Origin of the sequence: Desulfatibacillum aliphaticivorans DSM 15576 (assembly GCF_000429905.1) — a bacterium.
Taxonomy (GTDB): Bacteria; Desulfobacterota; Desulfobacteria; order Desulfobacterales; family Desulfatibacillaceae; genus Desulfatibacillum; species Desulfatibacillum aliphaticivorans.
On the sequence record NZ_AUCT01000033.1, the window covers coordinates 17601 to 40030 of the forward strand.

General features: G+C 56.1%; 18 protein-coding genes. 6 read left to right on the forward strand and 12 right to left on the reverse strand.

What is annotated here, in order from left to right; all coding sequences use genetic code 11:
- Positions 1-12 precede the first annotated feature (12 nt).
- From G491_RS0123305 to G491_RS34525, 12 genes are all read right to left on the reverse strand, one after another.
- Positions 13-747 (reverse strand): ABC transporter permease, encoded by a 735-nt coding sequence (locus G491_RS0123305; RefSeq protein WP_035219936.1) that lies wholly within the window; start codon positions 745-747, stop codon positions 13-15.
- Positions 747-1694, reverse strand: coding sequence for an ABC transporter ATP-binding protein (locus tag G491_RS32180; protein ID WP_051327477.1), 948 nt, complete (start codon positions 1692-1694; stop codon positions 747-749). Before G491_RS32180 ends, G491_RS0123305 begins: the two co-directional genes overlap by 1 nt.
- Complete coding sequence (locus tag G491_RS0123315) at positions 1691-2722, reverse strand: magnesium chelatase ATPase subunit I (protein ID WP_028316262.1); 1032 nt, start codon at positions 2720-2722, stop codon at positions 1691-1693. Before G491_RS0123315 ends, G491_RS32180 begins: the two co-directional genes overlap by 4 nt.
- Positions 2723-4765 (reverse strand): putative cobaltochelatase, encoded by a 2043-nt coding sequence (locus G491_RS0123320; RefSeq protein ID WP_028316263.1) that lies wholly within the window; start codon positions 4763-4765, stop codon positions 2723-2725.
- Positions 4766-4825: 60 nt separating this feature from the next.
- Positions 4826-5890 carry an ABC transporter substrate-binding protein gene (locus G491_RS0123325; protein ID WP_028316264.1) on the reverse strand — a complete coding sequence of 355 codons (1065 nt, stop codon included), beginning with the start codon at positions 5888-5890 and terminating at the stop codon, positions 4826-4828.
- Positions 5891-5896: 6 nt separating this feature from the next.
- Entirely contained in the window at positions 5897-6880 is a 984-nt protein-coding gene (locus G491_RS0123330; RefSeq protein ID WP_248635493.1) for a FecCD family ABC transporter permease, read from the reverse strand.
- Positions 6881-6997: 117 nt separating this feature from the next.
- Positions 6998-8296 carry a tetratricopeptide repeat protein gene (locus G491_RS0123335; protein WP_028316266.1) on the reverse strand — a complete coding sequence of 433 codons (1299 nt, stop codon included), beginning with the start codon at positions 8294-8296 and terminating at the stop codon, positions 6998-7000.
- Between the two features lie 41 nt (positions 8297-8337).
- Positions 8338-9060: an energy transducer TonB gene (locus tag G491_RS0123340; protein ID WP_035219938.1), complete on the reverse strand. Its 723-nt coding sequence runs from the start codon at positions 9058-9060 to the stop codon at positions 8338-8340.
- 1 nt (position 9061) lies between these two features.
- On the reverse strand, positions 9062-9484 hold the full coding sequence (locus G491_RS0123345) for an ExbD/TolR family protein (RefSeq protein WP_015948272.1): 423 nt from the start codon (positions 9482-9484) through the stop codon (positions 9062-9064).
- Positions 9481-10116, reverse strand: coding sequence for a MotA/TolQ/ExbB proton channel family protein (locus tag G491_RS32185; RefSeq protein ID WP_051327478.1), 636 nt, complete (start codon positions 10114-10116; stop codon positions 9481-9483). The genes G491_RS0123345 and G491_RS32185 overlap by 4 nt, the downstream gene beginning before the upstream one ends.
- Entirely contained in the window at positions 10113-11582 is a 1470-nt protein-coding gene (locus G491_RS32190; protein WP_051327479.1) for a MotA/TolQ/ExbB proton channel family protein, read from the reverse strand. The genes G491_RS32185 and G491_RS32190 overlap by 4 nt, the downstream gene beginning before the upstream one ends.
- Positions 11579-12334, reverse strand: coding sequence for a DUF3450 domain-containing protein (locus tag G491_RS34525; RefSeq protein WP_051327480.1), 756 nt, complete (start codon positions 12332-12334; stop codon positions 11579-11581). The genes G491_RS32190 and G491_RS34525 overlap by 4 nt, the downstream gene beginning before the upstream one ends.
- 690 nt (positions 12335-13024) lie before the next feature.
- Here G491_RS34525 and G491_RS0123365 point away from each other — a divergent pair.
- From G491_RS0123365 to G491_RS0123390, 6 genes are read left to right on the forward strand one after another with little or no spacing between them, the layout of a single operon-like run.
- Positions 13025-13963: an ABC transporter substrate-binding protein gene (locus G491_RS0123365; RefSeq protein ID WP_169829510.1), complete on the forward strand. Its 939-nt coding sequence runs from the start codon at positions 13025-13027 to the stop codon at positions 13961-13963.
- The gene (locus tag G491_RS0123370; RefSeq protein ID WP_028316269.1) at positions 13947-15020 is read left to right on the forward strand and encodes a FecCD family ABC transporter permease; all 1074 of its coding nucleotides are present in this window, start codon (positions 13947-13949) and stop codon (positions 15018-15020) included. The genes G491_RS0123365 and G491_RS0123370 overlap by 17 nt, the downstream gene beginning before the upstream one ends.
- The gene (locus G491_RS0123375; RefSeq protein ID WP_051327481.1) at positions 15017-15784 is read left to right on the forward strand and encodes an ABC transporter ATP-binding protein; all 768 of its coding nucleotides are present in this window, start codon (positions 15017-15019) and stop codon (positions 15782-15784) included. Before G491_RS0123370 ends, G491_RS0123375 begins: the two co-directional genes overlap by 4 nt.
- Positions 15785-15802: 18 nt before the next feature.
- On the forward strand, positions 15803-19708 hold the full coding sequence (gene cobN / locus G491_RS0123380) for a cobaltochelatase subunit CobN (protein WP_028316271.1): 3906 nt from the start codon (positions 15803-15805) through the stop codon (positions 19706-19708).
- Positions 19705-21534 carry a TonB-dependent receptor plug domain-containing protein gene (locus G491_RS0123385; RefSeq protein ID WP_084511661.1) on the forward strand — a complete coding sequence of 610 codons (1830 nt, stop codon included), beginning with the start codon at positions 19705-19707 and terminating at the stop codon, positions 21532-21534. Before cobN ends, G491_RS0123385 begins: the two co-directional genes overlap by 4 nt.
- A 57-nt stretch (positions 21535-21591) precedes the next feature.
- Positions 21592-22224: a DUF3786 domain-containing protein gene (locus tag G491_RS0123390; protein ID WP_028316273.1), complete on the forward strand. Its 633-nt coding sequence runs from the start codon at positions 21592-21594 to the stop codon at positions 22222-22224.
- Positions 22225-22430 lie beyond the last annotated feature (206 nt).

Below are 22430 nucleotides of genomic sequence, written 5' to 3' on the forward strand. Positions count from 1 at the left end.
GAAGACGCTCCGTTAGTTGCGCGCTTTGTTTGCGCAAATTATGGCTATGGAGAAAAACACTCCAAACAATACCAGCAGCAGCGCGTATGAAAACAAAGGCGGAACGCCGCCATGGGCCGAAGTTCTTATAGCCCTGGCCGCGTGCGTCAACGGCAGCAGCTTCAATATGGCCTGCACCGCGCCGGGCATGCGGTCCAGAGGAAAGAACGTGCCCCCCAAAAAGGCCATGGGCGTGATGATAAAGCTGGTCACCAGACTTTGGTCCGCATGGGACTTGACCAGCATGGCGCAAATGACCGCCACGGACCCGAACAAAGCCGCGTTGATGACGATCGCCCCCACAAAATAAAGGTTGATCGATAATGTCACCCCAAAGCACAAGGCCAGAACCATGATCACGCTCACAGCCAGCAGAGCCCTTGTGATTGCGGCCGCCACTTCGCCGATCACGTATTGCACGTTGGCCAGCGGCGCTGATTGAAATTCCTCGAATATATGCCAGTAAAACCGGCTGATATTTATCTCGCTGGCTATGGAAAACGCTTGGGTCATGCTGGCCATGGCCACCAGACCGGGAACCAAAAACTGCATGTAAGTCATGCCGTCCATGTCAAAGTCGCGGCCCATGGCGAACCCGAAAGCCGCCAGATACAAAAGGGGAGACACGGCCATGGATGCAATCTGCTTGAAAATTTTGCGTTTAAGTATGACCATTTCCCTGTAATACACGGCAAAGCTACCGTTCATCAATGGCCCCCTTTCTGATGGCTTCCATGCCCTCCATGTCCGTGGCCGGAAGAGTGAGCGCCGCCATGGGGCGATTTGGCGGGCGCGGCTTCCCCGATGGTTTTCTTACCGGTCTGGGCGATGAATGCGTCCTCCAGGTTGACCCTGCGAACCGTAAATCCCGTGTATTGCCGCCCTTGGGCGCTGGCCTCCGCCTGCTCCCGGGACTTGAAATACTCCGTGCTGATATCCCCGTTGTTCATGGTGTCCAACGCCCATGCGCCCATGCGATCCATCAGGTTCTGGGGCGAGTCGATGACGACTATGGACCCGGTGTCCAAAAAGGCCACCCGGTCGGCCAGGAACTCCGCCTCTTCAATATAATGGGTGGTCAGCAAAATGGTGGCGCCGTCGTTTTGCGCCTTTTTGATGAACGACCAGATTTTGCGGCGTATGGAAGGATCCAGGCCCACCGTGGGTTCGTCCAGAAACACAATTTTAGGCCGATGCATCAAGGCGCGGGCGATCATAACCCGCCTCTTGAGCCCGCCGGAAAGCTGCTTGATCAGCGTCTTTTTCCGGTCGGCCAGATCCACATATTCCAAAAATTCGTCAATGGCCTTGGCCCGGTCCTTTTTGCCCATGCCGAACAGCATGCCGTGGATAGACAGGTTCTCCTCCACGGTCAGTTCGTTGTCCAGGTTGATATGCTGAGCCACCACGCCGCATTGCATCTTGGCGTCCAGCCGTTGCTTAAGAACGGAATACCCGTTCAAAAAGGCCTCCCCCTCCGTGGGGTTGGTCAGGCTGGTGAGGATGCGGATGGTCGTCGTCTTGCCCGAGCCGTTGGGGCCCAGGTAGGCGAAAAGCTCCCCCTCCCCGATGTTCAGATTCACCCCCCGAAGCGCGTGAACCTTGCCGAATCGCTTGTGCAGGTTGGAGATTTTAATCATGGATTGGTTGATCATTTTCTTCCCCGGGCCGCGCTGATGTCCGTAACCACGTCCTGGAGGGGAACCCGTCTGACGCGATGGGGCAGCACCAGTTGGGATGCGGTTTCAATATCCTTGGATGCAACCTCTTCCCTGGCGTCGTAGGCGGCCAGGGTCTTGGCGGTCTTCAGCATGATGATGTCTGCGCGGTGCCCGTCCACGCCCACTTCCAGGCAGTATTTGGCGATTTCCGCGTACATGGATTCCGGAAGATTCACCTTGGGATACACCTCCCTGGCTTTGGTTATGCTCTGGGCGATGTTGGCGGACTCCTGGTCGAATTGGGCGGTGAAATTGGCCGGGTTTTCGTCAAAAGCGACCCGGCGCTTCATGATCAGCACCCTGGATTCCATGTCTTCCACGCCGGTCACATGCACGCAAAGCCCGAAGCGGTCCAGCAACTGGGGCCGAAGCTCCCCTTCTTCGGGATTCATGGTGCCCACCAGAGTAAACTTGGCCGGGTGGGAAAAGCTGACGCCCTCGCGTTCGATGGTGTTCACGCCCATGGCCGCCGAGTCCAGAAGCACGTCTACAATGTGGTCGTCCAAAAGGTTGACCTCGTCCACGTACAAAATTCCCCGGTGCGCGGCGGCCAAAAGGCCGGGCTCCACCCTTTTGGTCCCTTTACGCAAAGCGTGCTCCAGGTCCAGGGTGCCCACAACCCGGTCTTCCGTGGCGCCTACGGGAAGCTCCACCACCCGGACTTTTCTTTTGTAGGATTCCAGGTCGCCGCTTTTCGGCTCTTCCCCGGTCAGGGCGGTCATGCATTCTTCATAAGCCTCCTGTTCGTCTTGGGGAGAAAGCTCAAAAGGGCAGTCCGAAATCACGTCGATTTCCGGCAGAATATCGGCCAGGGCGCGCACGGCCGTGGATTTTCCAGTTCCTTTTTCCCCGCGAATCAGTACGCCGGAAAGGGTGGGGTTGATTACGTTCAAAATCAAGGCCAGTTTCATCATGTCCTGACCCACGATTGCTGCAAAGGGAAATACCGTCTTACGTTTCATTTACCAATCCTCGTTCCTTGTAATATCCACGAGCTGTTCAGCCCGGAGGTCTTCTACTTGAAAGTACCTGGCGCCAAGGTTTTCAGCCAGCCTGCCTGCCAGGCCGAAGCGGACCAGGCCGCGGCTTTCCGTATCCACCACCACGTAATGAACCCGTTCGTCCTGGGACAGACGCGCGGCCAGCTCCATGGCCTCGGGCACAGGCTTGCCGGCGTTCAGCCCTACGTTGGCCTTGCCGTCAGTAATAAACAGGACAATGGGCCGCATGGAGGGATCGCGCACCAGGGCGTTGCGAACCATTTCGGCGCATTTCACCATCCCGGCGGCCAGGGGCGTCTTGCCGCCTACCGGCAGCTCCGCCAGGAGCTTGGCCGCCAACTCCACGGAGGACGTGGGCGGCAGGTTAACCAGGGCCTCGTCCTTGCGGAACGACACCATGGCCACTTTGTCCCGTTTTTGATAGGCGTCCAAAAGCAGGGACATGATCGCCCCCTTGGACGCCACCATCCGGCCTTTGGCGCCCATGGAACCGCTGGCGTCCACCACAAACAACAAAAAGTTGCCGATGCGTTTTTCCCGGATACGCTCCTGCAAATCCTCTTTTTTCAGGATGACGGCGAGGTTGGAATCGCCCTCCGCCTTTCTTCTGGCCTGAAAAGGCGCCGCGTTTCTCAATGTGGCGTCCAGGGCGATGTCGTCCGAATGCTTTCGGGGCCTGCTTTTGACGTACCGGCCCTGCTTTTGAGCCACCCGGGTGCGGGACCTCCGGCCGGAGCCCCGGCGAAAGACCCTGTCCTTGGGCGCCTGGATGCGTTTTACCTTAAAGTTTTGGCCCACCTCGAAAATTTTGTCCATCGAGCTGGATTCCCGCTCTTCCTCCTGCTCGGGGGGCTGCATTTCTTCTTCAGGCGGCGCTTCTTCCCGCTCGGGCGGAGGCGGCGGACCCGCATCTTCCTGTTCCTGGGATTCCTCCTGTTCCGGCGGAAGCTCCTGATCCTCTTCTTCGTTCTCCGGTGGATCGTGATCCGGCGGCTCCTGCTGTTCCTCCTCCTGCTCTTCCTGCTCGGGCGGAGGGGGAGGCGGCGCGGCGTCTCGAGTGCGGTGCAAAAGCGCCATGGGCGCCACTGCCTCGATATCGCCTTCCGTGACTTCCGTTCTTCCGCCAAGGGCTGCGTGAGCCTTTGCCGCCTGCTCGATGACCAGTTCCGCCCGATGTCCTGCGACGTATTTTTCCGCGCACAAGTTGGCGATCAAATCCCGCAGGCTGTCCTTCATTTTCACCCTGGGAAGCAGAGCCGAGGCCGCCTGAATGGAGTCGGCCGTCTGGGCCTCCGCCTTGGCGAATCTCTCGTGAAAGGCTTCCTTGTCCAGGTCGAAGGCTTCCCTGCGGCGCATGATTCTCGCCCGGGTTTCCACGTCCTGCTCAGACCCGATCTCCACGCACAAGCCGAATCGATCCAAAAACTGGGGGCGAAGCTCTCCTTCCTCGGGATTCATAGTGCCCACCAGCATGAACCGAGAGGCGTGGCAAACGCTAAGGCCTTCCCGCTCCACCCGGTTTTCTCCTGTGCTGGCGGAAGAAAGAACCAGGTCCACAATGTGGTCGTCCAATAGGTTGACTTCGTCCACGTACAAAATGCCGCGATGCGACTTGGCCAGCAGGCCGGGCTGCAAGACCCGCACTCCGTTTTTTACGGCCAAATCAAAGTCCAGGCCGCCGGCCACCCGGTCCTCCGTAGCATTCAACGGCAAGGTGACCACAGGTCTGCGTTTAAAGCGCACCTTGGCTTCCTGAGTCCTTGCCTGGCAAACGGGACATCGTTCCTCCGGGATATCGGGATTGCATCCGTACGGACAGTCTTCATAAACCGGGATTCGGGGCAGCAGCTTCGCCAAAGCCCTGACAGCCGTGGATTTGGCGGTGCCTTTTTCTCCCCGCACCACAACTCCGCCAACGGCCGGATTGACGGCGCACAATGACAAAGCGCGCCGTAAGGCGTCCTGGCCGACAATGGCGGAAAAGGGAAATACATTGTTTTTCATTTGTCGCTTCCTGACGCTAAAATTAGCCTGCTTCTGCAGGCCGTTGCACAAAAAATTTGATTAGGAATCAGGATGTTCCCCGCATTCAAAAGGCGGATAGACGACCATCAACCCTTTGGGAACGTCCAGGTTCATAAATTTTTTGCAATACTCCCGGTAGACTTGCTCCGGGCATATATCCAGGTCCGGGTGAGCCCACTTGGCGAATGCCAACAGCCCGATTATGCTGTCCGGCCCCCACACCACTTCCGGGCAGATAAGCCCGACCCGTTTGTTCCGGATGGCGGATATGGCGCTCCAGGCGGGTCTTTCACTCAAGGATTGAATAAGTTTTTCAGGCTCCTTGTCATCCCAGTATCCCCAATCCGGGTACGGGGAAACATGCTTGCAGATAAGGTCCGGGTTTTCACGGGCGACCCATTCCAGGCTGACGGTGGGCGTTTCCACGTCGTTTTCGGCCAGGATGTTCCGCACCCCGCAAATCGGGCATTTTGCGTCCCCGGAAGATCCCCTGGCATAAGACTGTCCGGGCCTTGGACCCCATTCCAAAAAAATGCGCGGCTTTTGCTCCTCGGAAAGCGTGGAGACGTATTCTTTGAGGATCGACTCATAGCCCTTTCGCCATTGCACGTAAGTATTCGCCGCTTCCTCCGCGCCCAGCAGGGTTGCAAGGGTTGTGATCTCCCTGACAAGAATGTCGTCCCGGTAAAAATCGAATCCAACCACCGGTATGCCAAAGGTTTTGAGCTTTTCCTCCAAACGCTCCACCCGGATGGCATTGGCGCTGGTGATGACAAGGTCGGGCCGAAGGCTGACGATGATTTCTACATTGGGCGTCTGCCAGGTTCCCACCAATGGCTGCTTTTTCAATTCGGGGAAGTAATTCCGGCTGCCTTTGGCCGAGTTGCCGTCCACCCCGACCACCTTATGGATGCAGCCCAAAACCTTGACCGCCTCGCAACGGTAGTTGCCAAGCACCACCATGCGTTCGACGGGTTTTTTAAGGGTGATGGTCCGGCCCAGCGAGTCCTGTATGGTGAGAGGGCGATCCGGGGAAGGCAGGGCCGGAGCCATCATAAGAAACACAAGTATTACGGCCGTCAACGCCGGCCTTAGCCTGTTCATTTTGATCTATCCTTTATCCTGCTTGGAGGATAACAAAAGGTACAAAAACAGAGGCGCCCCAACAAACGAAGTGACGATGCCCACCGGAATCTCCAGGGGGGAAACCACGGTCCTGCCCAAAGTGTCGGCGCTTAACAGCACCAAGGCCCCTATTATGGCGGCGCCGGGAAATAAAAACCGATGGTCCGACCCTAAAATCAGCCGGGCCATGTGAGGCGCCACAAGGCATACAAAGCCAATGACTCCGGTCATGCAAATAATGGCGGCCGTTAAAAACGCCGAGGCCGTCACGCAAATCAATCTGATCCGGGACGTTTGGATGCCCAGGCTCTCGGCCACGTCGTCTCCGGCGGCCATGACGTTCAGGTCCCAGGCGAACCACATCATGATGGGGAGGGAAATAACCAAGGCCCCCCCCACAAAGGCGATGCGTCCCCAGTCAGCCGAAGTCAGGCTCCCAAACAGCCAATAAACCACTTGGGCCAGTTCGCTTTCCGTGCCCAGGTATTGCAGCAGGGTGGTCATGGCGGAAAACAGGTACATCACTGCAATGCCCGCCAGCACCATCATGGTCGGCCCGCCTTTTTTGGAGCTGGCCAGGGCGTACATGAAAAGCACGGCAACCAACGAAAAGAAAAAAGCGTTGGAAGCCACCATGGTTTTCGGATTGCTGGTAATGCCGAATTCCAATACCACCGCCATGGCCGCGCCGAACCCCGCCGCAGACGAAACGCCCACGGTGAAGGGGCTGGCCAGAGGGTTTCGCAGTACGCTCTGGATCGCCACGCCGGAGACGGCCAGGCCCATGCCGGCGACCACCGCCATAACAGCCCGCGGCAAGCGAATATCCCAGACGATTTTATACTCCAGGCTTTCCGAAAGAACGCCGCCCGGCCTGACAAGTCCTTCCCAAACGGAGGAAAAAACCTCCCAGGGGGAAATCGTCACGCTGCCTAAAGCCGCCGCACAAATGGAAGCGAAAATTATCAACCCTCCTCCAAATAGAAGCGCCGTCCATTTTTTACGACGGCCGGGAAGACCAACCTGCTTATTTTTAATCGCTACAGGGGGCGCTTGAGCTATTGAAATTGCTTTCATAGGGCGGTTTTAGGACAACCTCTTGAGCATATTCTTTGCTTCCTTGCAGTGGCTCTGGAAGGTTGTCGCCTTTTGAAAAGCCAGGTTGGCTTTGTTTTTGTCGCCATGGGCCAAGGCGGAATATCCAGCCATGAGCCAGGCTCTGCCCGGGGAGCATCCTTCCTTGGCGGCCCTTTCGTAGGCCTCGCATGCATCGCAGAATTTTCCCGATTCATAAAAAATGTCAGCCCGCAGTATGGTCAGCTCCTTGTCCTTTAAACGCCTGGCGTGCTTGTCCAGCAAAGCTATTGCTTTGTCTGTCTGCTGCATGCGCCGGTAGCAATACACTCCCTGCCTTACCATGGAGGCGGTCAGCTCCTTTTCGGGCAGAAGCTCCAATATGGCCACGGCTTCCGCAGGAACGTCCAGGACCAGAAAAAGGTCGGCGGCCAGCTTTTGTTCTTCTTCATTCCATGGGGTGATTTTTCCGTAAGCCCATAAGGCCATCAGGCCTTCCTCCAGGCGGTTTTCAGACAGATGCAGATTGGCCAGGGCCTTCCACCACAAAGGATCTCCAGGCTCTTTTTCCACAAGCCGTTTCACCAGACTCAGGGCTTTTTTGCTCATCTCCAAATCAAGATACTGATGCAGCAGGAACTCGTTCCACCTGCGCCATTCATTGCCTTCCGTATTGACGGCCAGGTACTCCACCAGTCGCAAAGCCTTTCTGGGCTGCTTGCTTCCCAAATAGGCATGAACTGCATATTCTCTCCATTGGTTGGTCACCTGCTGGGGAAACTCCGTAAAAAGGCGTTCAAAGGCCGCAATGGAGTCAGCATATTGCTCCGTCATAAGAAAGGCCGCTGCCGCCGAATACAGCAGGTCGGGCTTTTTTTCCTCCGCCGTATTGTACGCCTGCAAAAAGCACTGGGCCGCCCTTAAGGTGTCGCCCATTTCATGGCACAGCACGGCCATGTTGCTCCATGCTGCGGAATAATTGGGATCCGACTTGACGGCTTGCTCAAAGCAAGCCATGGCGCCCTTGTAGTCCTTGGCCATATACCGGGCGTTGCCCTCGGCGAATTCCACCATGGTCCGGGCTTCTTCCATGTCCTTGGCGTTTTTGGGGTCTTGCTTGAACTTGCAAAGCAGGGCCGCGGCTTCCCCAGGTTTGTTTTCGTTCATAGCCGTGTAGGCTTTGTACAAAACCTGCCGGACCGATAAAGGCAGCGATTCCTGAGAGTCCGCCTTTGCAAAGCAAACTCCCGGAACGAGCAGTGCGAATGCCATTACCGCCAACATCAAATTTTTGAATTTATACCTGGGCATGATGCCATCCTCTACGCCTTCTGTGCTGGAAGGCCTTTTGCTTATTCAAAAACAAACTCAATGGTCCTTATACGTTTTGCTCTGACCGGCCTGCCGTCCACGGTGGGATGGCTGAACTTCCAGGTGGGCAGGGTGCGGAGCACTTCCTGGTCAAAGATTCCCTCAGGGTCTGCTCTCAATATAGTTACCTTGGTAACCTCGCCCTTTTCATTGATGTCGAATTGCACTTCCACCGAACCCTCTATGCCCATTTTTCTGGCCCTGAATGGGAACATAGGCCGGGGCGTATATACAGGAGTCAATGGAGAATCCAACTCGCTCTCCAGGAAGTCCATTCGCAAGTCCGGCGGCTCAGGCGGTGCGGTCATGGAAAAATTTTCCAAGGGAGGAAGCGTCAGCCCGCCTGGGGCCGCCGGCAATCTGGGGTTGACGTCAAAGGCCAGGCGCGGCTTGTTGACCGCCGGCTTAGGCGGTGCGATTGTTTTGAGGGCCTTTGTTTTGGTTTTTTGCGGTTCCTGCTGCTTCTTTGGCGTTTCCCGTTTACGCGCCGGCTGTTCGATTTTCTTTTGACGGATAACCGATACTGCGGCAATATCCGGACCTTTGGTGCGATCCGGCGTCGCCTTTGACATAAGCAAAGGCATCATCCCAAACAAAAGGAGATTAAAAGCAAGACCCACAACGGCTGCGGCCGCCCAAAGCAAAGGCCCTCCCCCCAGACTGAAATGCGGATTCATGGAGTTTATGGCTGCGCTATCGCCCAACTTAAGCCCCCTCTCCATCCAGGCTCGCCGCCAGGGAGACGTTTTTGGCCCCGGCCAGGCGGGCGTCGTCCATGACGGAAATCACCGTGCCCGTGCTGCTGTCCCGGTCTGCAACCACAACCACCGAGCCTTCCGGGTTTTCCGCCAGCGCTCTTTCCACGTGCAGCCTCACGGCTCTCACGTCAATTTCCCGCTTTTCCATGAATATGCGATTATCTTTGGTCACCCCCACCAGGATGGTGGCTTTTTCCTTGGAAACCGCCGTGCTGGCAGTGGGACGATGAACGTCAATGCCTGTCTCGCGGACGAAACTGGTGGTCACCAGAAAAAAAATCAGTAGAATAAAAACCATGTCGATCAGCGGCGACATGTTGATTTCCAGGTCTTTTCTGGCCGCCCTGCGGGCGTTGGATATTCCGATCATGCCGGATGCTCCTGTATGGATGCTGCGTGGACCGAAAGATGAATAACGATCCGCGAAAGCCTGTTTTTTATATTTTCCACGCGTTTTTCCAAAAACGCTTTCATGTAAACGGCCGGGATGGCGATCAGCAGGCCCGTCTCGGTAGTGACCAATGCCTCGGAAATACTCTGGGCCATGGCCTGGGCGTTGCCTGTTCCAAAGGCTGACAGCACGTCAAACGCGGCCATCATGCCTAAAACCGTTCCCAAAAGGCCCAGCAGGGGGGCAATGCCCGCCAGGGCGCCGATGGACGCCAGGTTGTCGTCCAGACGGGTGGAAAGCGCTTTTTCCACCTCCAGCAAAATGCCCCGATCCTTTTCCGGTTGCCCCGTCCTGCTGGCGAGAAATGCCTGGACCATCATGCGGGCGGCGCCATGGGGGTTGCCCGGGCCTTCCACCCGGCCCCTCAGAACCCATTCCTCTGCCTGGGCGCGGCCTGCGTCTCCCCGGGAAAGGCGAAAGACCACCAACGCTTTGTGGGCGATTAAAAAACCCAAAGCCAGGGACGTCAGAGCCAGGGGAATCATCACCGGGCCGCCGGCCCTGAAATGCTCGGCTACGTCCCAAAGCGCCCAATAGACTGCTGCACTCATGCCGCCTTCTCCACAGGAACGTCGCAGGCGGGCTCGGAACACAGTTCGTTCACCAGAGCCATGGATTTTTCCTCCATCTGGCCTACGTTGCGCTCCACCATCCGGGAAAGCAGGACGTGGGCTACCGTGACCGGAATGGCCACGGCCAGGCCAAGCATGGTGGTGACCAACGCCTCGGAAATGCCCCCGGACATGAGCCTGGGATCTCCCGTCCCCGCCACTGTGATGACGTGAAAGGTGTTGATCATGCCTGTGACCGTGCCCAAAAGCCCCAGCAGAGGGGCGATGGCGGCCAGCATGCCCAGGGTGGGCAGAAAACGCTCCAGCCGGGGGATTTGCCGCAAAATGGCTTCGCCCAGGATGTTCTCCATGTCCGCCCGGCAGCGCCCCCGGCAGGACAGCCCTGCAGCCAGAACCAAAGGAACCGGCCGGTTTCCCTTTTGGGTGCACGCCTGCATGCAGGCGTCCCATTTGTTCTGACGCGCAAGGGTCACTACCTTTTCCATAAGCACGTCCACATTGGTGCGGACCCTCAGCAGGAAGATGAGACGCTCAATCACCAGCAGGCAGGCCAAAACGGCGATGAACAAAATCGGCCACACAATTAAGCCGCCGCTCTTGATTTGCTCTTTATAATCAAGCCTGTGGGCGAACTGCCGAAGGGCAGCTCCCCGGGATACGTCCACCGGAACGGCCTCGGTTTTTCCGGCCATGTAGTCCGCCAGTTGGGCGCGCATGCGGGCGGGCGAAGGTTTTGACAACTGAAAAAAAGATTGGGAAGGCTCGGAATACAGGAGAAAATCCGCGTCTCCGTCCAGGCTCGCCATGGCGGAGAAATTGCCCATGGTCATAACCTGGGCTTCCCGGGTTTTTCCTTCCCTGGTGACAATGGGAATTTGCTCCCGGCGCACCTGTCCGCTGTGGACGATTTCCGAAACCAGCAGTTCCACCATGAGCGACAGGTCGTCCATGGACGGGTATCCCTGACCCTGCGATAATTCCCTGATGCCTTCGATGCGCGGGTCCAGCCCCAAAGCGCTCTGGGGGCTTTGCAGCAGCAGGGCGTCCAGGTCTTTGGCGTTGCTGCGGATGAAGCCCAGCAATTCCTTGACGTCGGCTTCCGCAATCGCAACCTCTTTGGCCAATTCCTTGTTTTGGACGTCCAGTTCAGCGATATGCTTTTCAACCGCCTCGGTTTCTTTGGCAAGCCCTTGGCTTGTGACTTCCATTTCAGCGACGGCCTGCTTCAGCCTGGCTTTGTCCGCAAAGATTTCCGCCTGGATTTTTTTCGCCTCGTCCAGAGCTTCCGCCTTTTCAGCCTGGGCTTCCTTGGCAAGCCGCTCTCTGGCTATTTGGGCCTCCACGCGGGCCGTGCGTACATCCCCGGCCCAGGATGCGCCGACGAGAAAAAGGAGCCCCATGACGATGGAGGTGAAAACTTCTATTTTGGATATTTGTTTCATCATGGATTCACCTTTCCCAGCGGCAAAGAAACAATGTCCATGGGAAGCTGCTTCTGCGCCATGGAAAACGCCCTGGAAAGCTCCGGGACAAATTTGGCCGGAAGGCGCCGCCATTGACCGGTCGCGGAATCGAGGACGCCGCACTGCTTTTCATCCAGGGTTTGGCAGAACATGGCCAGCCTGCCGAATCGCAGTACATTGGCCCGGATGTCCGCGCCTTCCACGTTCAAGGTTTCGCGATACACTTCCACCGTGTTTCCGTATTCCGCCTCCACCAAAAAGGCTTCCATGACCTTGCGGTACATTTCTCCGGGAGAGATGTCGGGCGCGGAAATAGTTGTCCTGAGCCTGTCCAGGCGAGCCTGTCTTTCGGGAATTAAAAATGCGTCGCCTTCATAGATCAGAAGTTCAAGGCGGGACAAAGAGTCATGCAGAAAAGGGGTCAGCTCCTCGCCCATGCGCCGGGCGTTTTCCAACCGGGTCTGCTTTTGAGCCGCTGCCTGTTCCAGGGATTGCTCCCTTTCTTTGGAGGCGTTCAGAGTCTTGGTCTGTTGCTCCACCAAAGACTGCAACTCCCTGTATCGGGCTTCCAGTTCCTGGCGTTCAACGCCCCATTTGTCCATTTTTTTTTGAGCGTCCTGGCGGATATGAATTGAATCGCCAAGAGGCTTTTCCACCGTGTCCAGCACATTTCCCGCTAACGCCGGCGAAGCCGCCAGCATCAGCAGAAAGCATAAAAAGTATTTCGGGTTCAAGCCGTACTCCTTTGGCAGCCAAAAATTTCAGGCCTCCAGGCCTGGCAAGGTTGTTGGGTCTATTTTGACAATAAAAAAAGGCCATCAAGGTCGCTCCCAAAAATGGGATGACTGACCTTCATGGCCTGATTAATTTTATTACTGACTTTTCTAACTACCCCGGGATGCGCCTTACCCGATGCAATGCGCAATTCCCGAATTGCTTTTCGGACTTCGATATCCGGCTTGATGCGGTCAAAAGCATAAACGCATGCCAGAATCTAGTCAAGCAGATTTATTCCCATGCGGGTAAATAATTCTCTTTTAGGATATAAGCTATTGATACCTTGTATATTAATTGCCAGGTTGGGATGGGGCTATTCGTCCCATGGCATGAAAAAACTTGACATGCCCCCCACGCACGGCTATAGGCTGCCAATCACGCTTCGGAAAAGAACCCGAAGTTTCCGTCGGTAAGAAACTGGCTGAAAATACACTATTTTTCATAAAAAAATGAGCCGTCCGAACCCATCAAGCCGGACGGATGTTTAGAAAAGCCACGAAGGCTCTTCAAAAGGATTCCCCTTTTGAGTCTCGTGGCTTTTTGTGTTTTTGGACCAGGGAGGTCGTTTGTTGCAGTCTCGAAATTTTATTGTATTTACAATGGCTTGCATTCTTTTTCCGGCTTTGGTTTTTGCTGGGGAAAATAAGATGGAAGTCATGGACGCTCGGGGGAAAAAAATCGTCCTGCGCACGCCGATCAAGTCCGTCGTGGTTCTCACGACGGACGGCATCGAAGTGCTCAGGACCCTGGGTGTCGGAGAACTGATTGTCGGAGCAAGCAGCCTGATTTGGAAAGAGCCCGAACTCTGGCCGGAATTGCAGAATGTCGCCAATGTGGGCAAGTGGAACGACCCTGACCCCGAAGCCATTGTGCGGCTTATGCCGGACCTGGTTCTTTGTTACGGTCATAACCCGGGGTCCTCCCTGGAGGAAAAGGTCGGCGGCCTGGGCATCCAGATTTTACGCATTGACTGCTTCAGGCCATCCACCATTAAGGGCGAAATCCGCACTCTGGGCATGATATTCGGCCGGGATGAAAAGGCTCAGGAGTTTCTTGCCTGGCTGGAATCGCACGAAAAAGCTGTTTTGGATTGCTTCGACCATTCCGGCAAGCCAATCGTCGCGTACATGGAAGCCTATTCCGACTTTAAGGCTTCGGGCACAGGGACCGCCATGCACGAGCTGTGCAAGCTGGCCGGGGGCTATAACATCGCCGAAACCACAGACCTGCAAAATCCGGAAGTCACTACCGAGTGGGTAATGTCCATGGCGCCTGACGCCGTGATTAAGGCAGGCAGCATCAAGCGAGCGTATTCCACGGATTCGGATCAGGAAATCAGGGATTTGTACACGCATATTTTTAACCGTCCGGGATTCAACCAACTTCCGGCGGTAAAAAACGGCCAATTTCATATCCTGGCCGGAGACATCGGGCCGGGGCCAAGGTATGTGGTCGGCCTGGCCTACATGGCAAAGTGGTTTCACCCGAGTTCATGCGGCGGACTCGACCCCGCCGCCATGCATAAAGAGTACATGGAGCGGTTCCAGGGGCTTCCGCTAAAGGGGTATTATGTTTTTCCGGAATAGCGCCGCGCAAACCGGGTATCCCGCCGAGGACGCCTTTCAAATCCGGGGGGAGCAAGCCTATAAACGGATGCAGCTCCGCACCCTGCTTGGGTTGGGATTATTGGCGAGCTTGCTGGTGGGAGCGGGAGCCGCGGGGGTTCTTATAGGAACCTCCGAGACCTCCCTGGGCGATCTGTTTCGCGCCATTGCCGGTGAGCAAGGTCCAAAAAGCGTCATTCTATTGGGTTTGCGGCTTCCCAGGGTTGTGATGGCTTTTTTGGTGGGCGCAGGCCTGGCGGTGGGGGGGTGCATTTGCCAGGCCATTCTGAAAAACCCTTTGGCCTCGCCGTTTACGTTAGGCGTTTCCTCCGGCGCTGGATTCGGCGCCGTGGTGGGCATCGTCTTTTTCAGGGCGGCCCATCATAATGCCGTGGCTTTGTCGGCTTTTGTTTTCTCGCTAATCTCCACGCTTTTGATTCTGGGCGTCAGCCGGCTGAAAAACGCAGGTACGGAAACCCTGATTCTGGGCGGCGTGGCGGTCATGTTTTTATTTTCGTCGCTTACCTCCTTTGTCCAGTATACGGGCACCATGGAGGAAGTGCAGGACGTGGTCTTCTGGTTTTTCGGCAGCCTGTCCAAGGCCGGGTGGTCTCATATTTGGGTATCGGCATTTATGGTGCTGGGCCCCATGCCGTTCGTCTACGCCCGGGCGTGGGATTACAACGCCCTCATGTCCGGCGATGAAACCGCCAGCACTTTGGGCGTCAGCGTGGAACGCCTCAGGATGGAGGGCATTCTTCTTTCCTCGCTCATGACCGCGGGCGCCATTTGCTTTGTGGGCGTGATCGGATTTGTGGGGCTGGTGGCGCCCCATATTTCCCGCATGCTGGTGGGCAGCGACCACCGCTACCTGCTGCCTGCATCGGCCTTGGTGGGGGCTTCGTTGGTGACTTTGGCCGACGTTATTTCCAGGATAATCTGGCCGCCCCAAGTCATTCCCATAGGCATTATGACTTCCTTATTGGGAGTCCCATTCTTCTTTTACCTTCTTGTCAAAAAGAGCAGGAGGTTCTGGTGACGCTAATAGTAAACAATCTGGGCTTTGGCTACGGCAAGGCCGACATCCTGAACGGGGTGGATTTGTCCGTGGGCGGCAACGAAGTCGTCTCGGTGATCGGTCCCAACGGCGCGGGAAAAAGCACCTTGCTGAAATGTATCCTCCGTTTGCTGAATCCCGGCCAGGGAGAGGTGATGGTAAACGGCAGGAAGGTGGACGACCTCTCCCGCAAGGAGCGCGCCTTAAGCCTGGCCTATGTTCCCCAGGCCCTGCCCAGCCGCTTTCCCATGACCGTGTTCGACACGGTTTTGTTAGGACGGCGGCCCCACCTTGCCTGGCGGCCATCCAGCAAGGATGTGGAAAAGGTCTGGGCCGCCCTGGCGCGTATGGATCTGGACGACCTTGCCATGCGGGACTTCGACACGCTTTCCGGCGGTCAAAAGCAAAAGGTCATGCTGGCCCGGGCTTTCGCCCAGGAGGCGGAATACCTGCTTTTGGACGAGCCCACCAGCAACCTGGATTTGCGGCACCAGATGGAAGTCATGAACATGGTGCGGGAGTATACGGAAACCACGGGCCGAGGCGCCCTGGTCACCATCCACAATTTAAACACGGCGGCCAGGTTTTCGGACCGCATCGTCATGCTCCAGGAGGGCAAGGTCCACGACTGCGGCCCTCCAGCAGACGTTTTAAGCTCGGAAAATATTCAATCAGTTTACGGCGTAGTGGTGGAAAGCGCCTGCGTTAACGGCAGCCAGGTGGTCATACCGTTGAGGGTTGCATAGGATTACAGGAGAAGCAAAATGACACGCATAGCATCGATCATGTGGAACACTCACGTACCCATGCTGGCCCGGGCGGCAAAGCAGCAGGAAGACATTGACCTTGTCATGTACTCCTCCAAAACCCTGGAAAACGAGGCCGAACGCTTTGACGAGGTTTTCAAAGCCCTGGAGCAGGCGGACATCATTTTGCTTTACCGCTCCGCTACGGGCTTCTGGGACGCTTTGGAAGAGCGGCTCGAAGAAATCGGGAAAAAGGTCCCTATCCTTTGCACCGGTTACGATCCCTCCTTATGGAGCCTTTCCACTTTCAGCCCTGAAACTGTGCAGCAGGCTTACAACTATATCAGCTTCGGCGGCGACAATAATTTTTTCAACTTGCTCCGCTTTGCAAAAGGCCTGGCGGACGGAGATGCGGAATCCGCGCCCAAGCCGGTTTTCATGCCATGGGAGGGCTTGTATCACCCCGAGTCTCAGGTTACTCATTTTGAGAATTTGGAAGCGTATCAGGCCTGGTACAATGAATACCTTAAAACCAAAGGCCTGGAAAACGCCCCGCAAGTCGGCATTCTAATCCCTCGCCACACCTGGATTACAGGCAATATGGAATTGGAGGACTTGTTAATCCGGGAGCTTGAAAACCAGGGTCTGGCCTGTAGGCCTGTGTTTTCCTACAGTTCCCCGGACAAGGATAACGGCGCCAAGGGCAGCATTGCCATGCTGGAGGAGGTCTTCTTTGAATCGGAAAACAGCCCCCAGATTCACGCATTTATTAAACTCCAGATGTTCCTTCTGGGCATCAAAGGTGCGGATCAGTTCTCCGATGAAAGGGCCAATCGCGACGGCGTGGCCTTTTTCAAACGCCTGGGCGTGCCGGTTTTTCAGCCCATTGTCAGCCTGGAAATGACCCCCGAGGAATGGGAGGCCAGCCCCCAGGGCCTTTCCAACGTGGCTTTTACCGTGGCCTTGCCCGAGTTTGAAGGCGTGATCGAGCCTATGATGGTCGGCTGCGCAGAACGCGAGCAGGACGACTCCACAGGCGCCATCCTGGAAAAACGGACCCCCATCCCCGAGAGGGTGCGCCGTTTGAGCAGGCGCGTCGCCCGCTGGGTGTCCATGGGCCTGAAGCCGGTTTCTGAAAGAAAGATTGCCTTTATCCTGCATAACAACCCCTGCGCCTCGGTGGAAGCCACGGTAGGCGGGGCCGCCAAGCTGGATTCCTTGGAGTCGGTGGCCAGGATTCTGCAAGCCATGAAGGCCAAGGGCTATTCGGTCGATCCGCCGGAAACCGGCGAAGAGTTGATAACCACTATCATGGACCGCAAGGCGGTTTCGGAATTCCGGTGGACCACCACGGACGAAATCGTCAGAAAAGGCGGAGATCTTTGCCAGCTTGACCTTCCCACTTATCTGAAGTGGTGGGAAACCTTTCCCACGGCCATGCAGGAAAGAATTTCGGAAGCCTGGGGCAATCCCCCGGGAGAAGAAAAGAACGGCGTGCCCGCCGCCATGCTTTATGACGGCAAAATTCTCATCACCGGCGTCTCTTACGGAAACGCCGTGGTGTGCGTGCAGCCCAAACGTGGTTGCGCCGGCACAAAATGCGACGGCGTGGTCTGTAAAATCCTCCACGATCCCGACGTGCCGCCGCCCCACCAGTACATCGCCACATACCGTTGGCTGGAAAACGAGTTTGGGGCCGACGCCTTCGTGCACGTGGGCACCCACGGCAACGTGGAGTTTCTGCCCGGCAAGTCCGTGGGCTTGTCCGAATCCTGTTTGCCTGACATCTGCATTCACGAAACCCCGCACCTGTACATTTATAACTCGGACAATCCGTCCGAAGGAACCATCGCCAAACGCCGCAGCTACGCAACCCTGGTCAACCATATGCAGACGGTCATGGGGCAGGGCGGCCTGTACGGCGATCTGGAGGAGTTGGACGGGTATCTGGACGAATACGAGAAGGCGAAAACCACGGAGAAAAACCGCGCTCACACCTTGTCGCATTTGATCGTGGATACAGTCAGAAAAACCAATCTGGACAAGCAAATCAAGCTGACCGACGACATGCCCATGGACGAAATCGTCCGGCGCACCCACGACGCTCTGTCCAAAATCCGCAACACTTACATCCCGGACGGCATGCACGTGTTCGGCAAGGTTCCCGAAGGAGAAGCCCGCATAGAGTTCCTGTGGGCCATCTTGCGTTACGACGCGGGAGACCCAAACAGTCTCCGGAAAATCCTCTGCCGCTCCATGGGGCACGAATTGCTAACCCTCATGAACGACGAGGGCGCGGTGGATCCCCGTACCGGCAAAAGCCACGGCATGTTAATGGAGGAAATCGAAGCCCTGGGCGTCAAGGTTGTAGAGCAGGCCCTCCAATCCGTAAACGGAGAGGAATTTCTGGATCGGACCCTGGACTTGCTGGGCGACCTGGTCGTGGACAGGCAGGTTTTGACGGGCATAGCCTCCCTGCTGGATCGCATCCTGGACCTCAACGTGCGGGTTGGGGAGTCCAAAGAAATTGACGCCCTGCTTTCCGGCTTTGAAGCCAAATACATTCCCGCCGGCCCCTCGGGCCTTATCATGCGGGGCAGGGACGACATTCTGCCCACAGGCCGCAATTTTTATTCTTTGGATCCCAACAAGATTCCCACCAAGGCGGCTTTTAGGGTGGGCGAAAAACTGTCCGAAGCCGTGCTGGAAAAATACCTAAACGAAGAAGGCGCCTATCCTGAAAACGTAGGCATTTTTTGGATGGCCGGCGATATTATGTGGTCGGACGGCGAGGGCATGGGCCAGATTCTGGCTTTGATCGGCGCAAGACCCAAGTGGCTGGCCGGCGGCAGGGTGCAGGGCTTTGAGATCATCCCGCTGGAGGAGTTGGGCCGCCCGCGCGTAGACGTGACCATTCGGGTTTCGGGCATTGCCAGGGATAATTTCCCTAACTGCATTGAGTACGTGGACGAAGTGATCCAGGCTGTCGCCGCCCTGGACGAGCCGGTGGAACAGAATTACGTGCGTAAGCATACCTTGGCGCAGCTTGCCGAAGAAGGCGGGGATGAAACAGACTCCTTGGCTTTGCGCCGCGCAACCTACCGGGTTTTTTCAGCCCAGCCCGGCACCTATCGCGCGGGCGTCAACCTGGCCGTCTATGCATCGGCTTGGAAAACCGAGGCCGACCTTTCGGACATTTTTATGTTCTGGAACGGCTACGCCTACGGCAAGGGAGTGTTCGGCGAGCCCTCCCACAAGCAGTTGGCGGGCAGCCTTAAAACCGTCAGCCTCACTTTTAATAAAGTGGTCGCCGACGAAAACGACCTGTTCAATTGCTGCTGCTACTTTGGCACACACGGCGGCATGACAGCTGCAGCCCGCACCCTCTCCCAAAAGCCGGTGAAGACCTACTACGGCGACACCCGGGAGCCCGAACGGGTTCAGGTGCGAGACCTGGCCGACGAAGTGCGCCGCGTGGTCAGGACCAAGCTCTTGAATCCCAAATGGATCGACGGCATGAAGCGCCACGGATACAAAGGCGCAGGCGACATCTCCAAACGGGTCGGCAGGGTCTACGGATGGGAGTCCACCACCCAGGAAGTGGACGATTGGATTTTTGACGATATTACCCGCACCTTTGTGCTGGACGAGGAAAACAGGGAGTTTTTCCGCAAGCACAATCCGTGGGCCTTGGAGGAAATCTCCCGGCGGCTGCTGGAAGCGGAAAGCCGGGGGCTGTGGGAAGCCGATCCTGAAGTGCTGGAAGAACTCAAAGAGCATTATCTGGAGTTGGAAGGCTGGATCGAAGAGGATATGGGCGATGTAGAAGGAGATTTCCAGGGAGGAGCTGTAGACATGTTCACGCCAGAAGACGTGGCCGCTTGGAAAGCAGAGATGGACAAGTTGAAGGATTCCTGGAAATGACAAAAGCAGTATGTTGTTTGACGATGCTCCTGGCCCTGGCGGCAATGCCCCAGGGCTGGGCTTGGGCGGAAACGGTTCAAGCGGAGGAAGCCAAGGAAGAAGCTGAAGAACAATCGGTAAAAGCCGACTCGTATGTTTTAACCGAGAAGGACGTAGCTCAATATAATATCCGGGATATATGCGAATTGCTTAGCCTTTTGCCCGGAGTCTCCGCCTCCACAACAGGCGTTACCGTGCAGGGCAGTTCCTCCAAGACCGTGGCCGTGATCATGGACGGCAGGCCCCTTTTCAACCCGGCTTCGGGCAAGGTCTACCTGAGCGGCATACCCATCCAAAGCGTCAAGGAGGTGCGCCTGCTGCAGGGGCCTGAGGCCGCGCGCTATGTTGGCAATACGGGCGGCGGCGTGATCGTCATCACCTCCAAAAAGGGAGAAAAGGCATACGTCAACAAGATCGACGTCGCTTATGGTTTTGCAGAATCTCAGCCAACTTTTGACGATGCAGGCGATCAGCCCGATCGTTACGAAAGAAAAAAAGCGGAATTCAACCTTGGCGCTCAAAAAGGCGAGGTGGGCTTTTTTGTCAACGGCCTGGCCGACCTGAACGGCGGAGACCGCATTAATGACGAAGAAGACAAGCTGGCCTTGAAAGCCAACATGGACTTTCCTCTCCCGGCGGAGTTTCAGGCCACCATTTCCGGCATGATATCCAATGAAGAAAAGGAAAACCCCGGCAAGGAATACCGGATGACGCCGAATTCGGAATCCTCCACGGACGAATGGGGCGGCTCCTTTTTGCTTAGCAAAGGCAGCTTTGGCAATCGCGTCTACGTCAACAGCTTTTCCGATCAGACGGTAAATCCTGACTCCGGCCTGGACAGCCAGTTGGACAGCCGGGTGTTTGGCGAGGAAGCCCGGTGGAACGGCGATCCCTGGGGAATCAAACGGGTAGCCGTCGCTGGCAATGTGGAGTATCGGGAGATTGATTCCAACACCTACGGTGAAAAAGAAGAAACCGTGGGCGGCGTTTCCCTGTCCAAGGAATTTCAGCCCGGCGATAATTTTTCCATACTGGCTGGTTTAAAAGGCAATTTTTACAGCGATTACGACGCGGAAGCCAATCCTCAACTGAATATAACCTGGAAGCCGTCCCCGGTGCGTCTTTCCCTGCTTCTGGAACGCTCCAACACCATGCCGACCTTTGACCAGCGCTACTATCAAAACAGCACCCGCCTGGCCAATCCGGATTTGTCTTTGGAAACCGTATACAGCGCCAAACTTCAGTTTCAGCACGACTGGAACAAATATTTCAGCTGGGGGCTTACGCCTTTTTACATCAAGATCGATGATAAGATTGAATACTATCGCTACGCCGGTCTGCCTAAAACCCACGATAACTACGGAAAGGCTGAATACAGGAACCTGGCCAGCACGGAATCGACGGGGGTGAACGTCAATGCCACGCTTCGGCCGATTAAGTCTTTGAAGCTAAATGCGGAATACCAATATCTGGAGGCGAAAAACAAAGATACGGACAATTACTTGTTCCAAAAGCCGCGGCATAAAGCCAAGATTCGGCTGCGCCATGAAATCGCCGGGCTGGTCAGCCAGTTGGAGGCCAACTACAACGGCTCCCGCTATGACGACTCGGAAAATCTGTGGGGCTTGCCCCATCGCTGGTATCTGGACGCCAAGATAGACTATCGCTGGAAAAAGTGTAACTGGTATCTTGAGGTGGACAATCTTTTTGACCGCCGCTATTACGTGTATAGAGGATGGCCCGGGGCGCGGCGTTCCGTCATGGTCGGCATGTCCGTGGAGTTTTGAGGCCGTCTTTTACCCAGCAGACAAGAGCCTGAACGATTCGGGGAGAGGAGCGGCGATATGAGTCAGCAAGCTGAAATTTTTGCAAAATACTACGAAGAGTACCAGGAGCGGGTGGCCGCAATGGATTTGTCTTCCGTTGCGGAAAAACTGGGACTGGAAAAAGCGGAAGACGGGTATCTGCTTCCGTTATATGGCCGCAACTACATTGCATCGGGAAAGGGGCTTGCAGACGAATCGGGGAAGAAGCCGGATTATATGGCCTGCATTATTTTGGCCAGGTATCTGACATTATGTCCTGACGAAGCGCCGTTTATGGAAGAATGGGCGGCGTTCAAGGATTTTAAGAAAACTTCGCATTTCACCAATGTGAACTATTTTAACAGCGATACGGAGCGGGCGCTCGCCGCAAATTTCGGCGGAAAAATAGATGACCTCAAAAGGGCTTGCGACGGCCTGGGCGGCCAGCCGGACGATACCGGCCTGTCCTACGATTTGGTCAAAAAATTTCAGGCCTTGCCGAAAATTTCCGTGCTCATGCTGTTCAACGACGTTGAGGGGCGCTTTCCCGCTTTCGGTACCGTGCTTTTTCAAAAGCATACGGAGTACTACCTGGATCCCGAAAGCATCGCCGTAACAAGCGCCTATTTGGTCAGAAGCCTGAAGGCTCTGGCCTTTGAACCCGCCCCGTAGGGCGGCGACAGCCGCAATCGGCTGACCTCTAAATAAAGTCACGAAGACTTCCCAAAAAATCCTGACCGGCGTTGCTTAAGCCCGGCCTGGAGCAATTCATAAAAAACGGGAGGCCGCGAAGGCCTTGGCGGACGCAACCCGTTCGTCCTCGTTAGACGGCTTTTTGCCGCCTTTTTTCGGGGGATGGATAAAAGGCGAAAACCATA

Bases quoted from the DNA above. Each gene is read 5' to 3' on its own strand.
- G491_RS0123305 (WP_035219936.1), bottom strand. From the start codon at position 747: ATGAACGGTAGCTTTGCCGTGTATTACAGGGAAATGGTCATACTTAAA.
- G491_RS32180 (WP_051327477.1), bottom strand. From the start codon at position 1,694: ATGATCAACCAATCCATGATTAAAATCTCCAACCTGCACAAGCGATTC.
- G491_RS0123315 (WP_028316262.1), bottom strand. From the start codon at position 2,722: ATGAAACGTAAGACGGTATTTCCCTTTGCAGCAATCGTGGGTCAGGAC.
- G491_RS0123320 (WP_028316263.1), bottom strand. From the start codon at position 4,765: ATGAAAAACAATGTATTTCCCTTTTCCGCCATTGTCGGCCAGGACGCC.
- G491_RS0123325 (WP_028316264.1), bottom strand. From the start codon at position 5,890: ATGAACAGGCTAAGGCCGGCGTTGACGGCCGTAATACTTGTGTTTCTT.
- G491_RS0123335 (WP_028316266.1), bottom strand. From the start codon at position 8,296: ATGCCCAGGTATAAATTCAAAAATTTGATGTTGGCGGTAATGGCATTC.
- G491_RS0123345 (WP_015948272.1), bottom strand. From the start codon at position 9,484: ATGATCGGAATATCCAACGCCCGCAGGGCGGCCAGAAAAGACCTGGAA.
- G491_RS32185 (WP_051327478.1), bottom strand. From the start codon at position 10,116: ATGAGTGCAGCAGTCTATTGGGCGCTTTGGGACGTAGCCGAGCATTTC.
- G491_RS32190 (WP_051327479.1), bottom strand. From the start codon at position 11,582: ATGATGAAACAAATATCCAAAATAGAAGTTTTCACCTCCATCGTCATG.
- G491_RS0123365 (WP_169829510.1), top strand. From the start codon at position 13,025: ATGGAAGTCATGGACGCTCGGGGGAAAAAAATCGTCCTGCGCACGCCG.
- G491_RS0123370 (WP_028316269.1), top strand. From the start codon at position 13,947: ATGTTTTTCCGGAATAGCGCCGCGCAAACCGGGTATCCCGCCGAGGAC.
- cobN (WP_028316271.1), top strand. From the start codon at position 15,803: ATGACACGCATAGCATCGATCATGTGGAACACTCACGTACCCATGCTG.
- G491_RS0123385 (WP_084511661.1), top strand. From the start codon at position 19,705: ATGACAAAAGCAGTATGTTGTTTGACGATGCTCCTGGCCCTGGCGGCA.
- G491_RS0123390 (WP_028316273.1), top strand. From the start codon at position 21,592: ATGAGTCAGCAAGCTGAAATTTTTGCAAAATACTACGAAGAGTACCAG.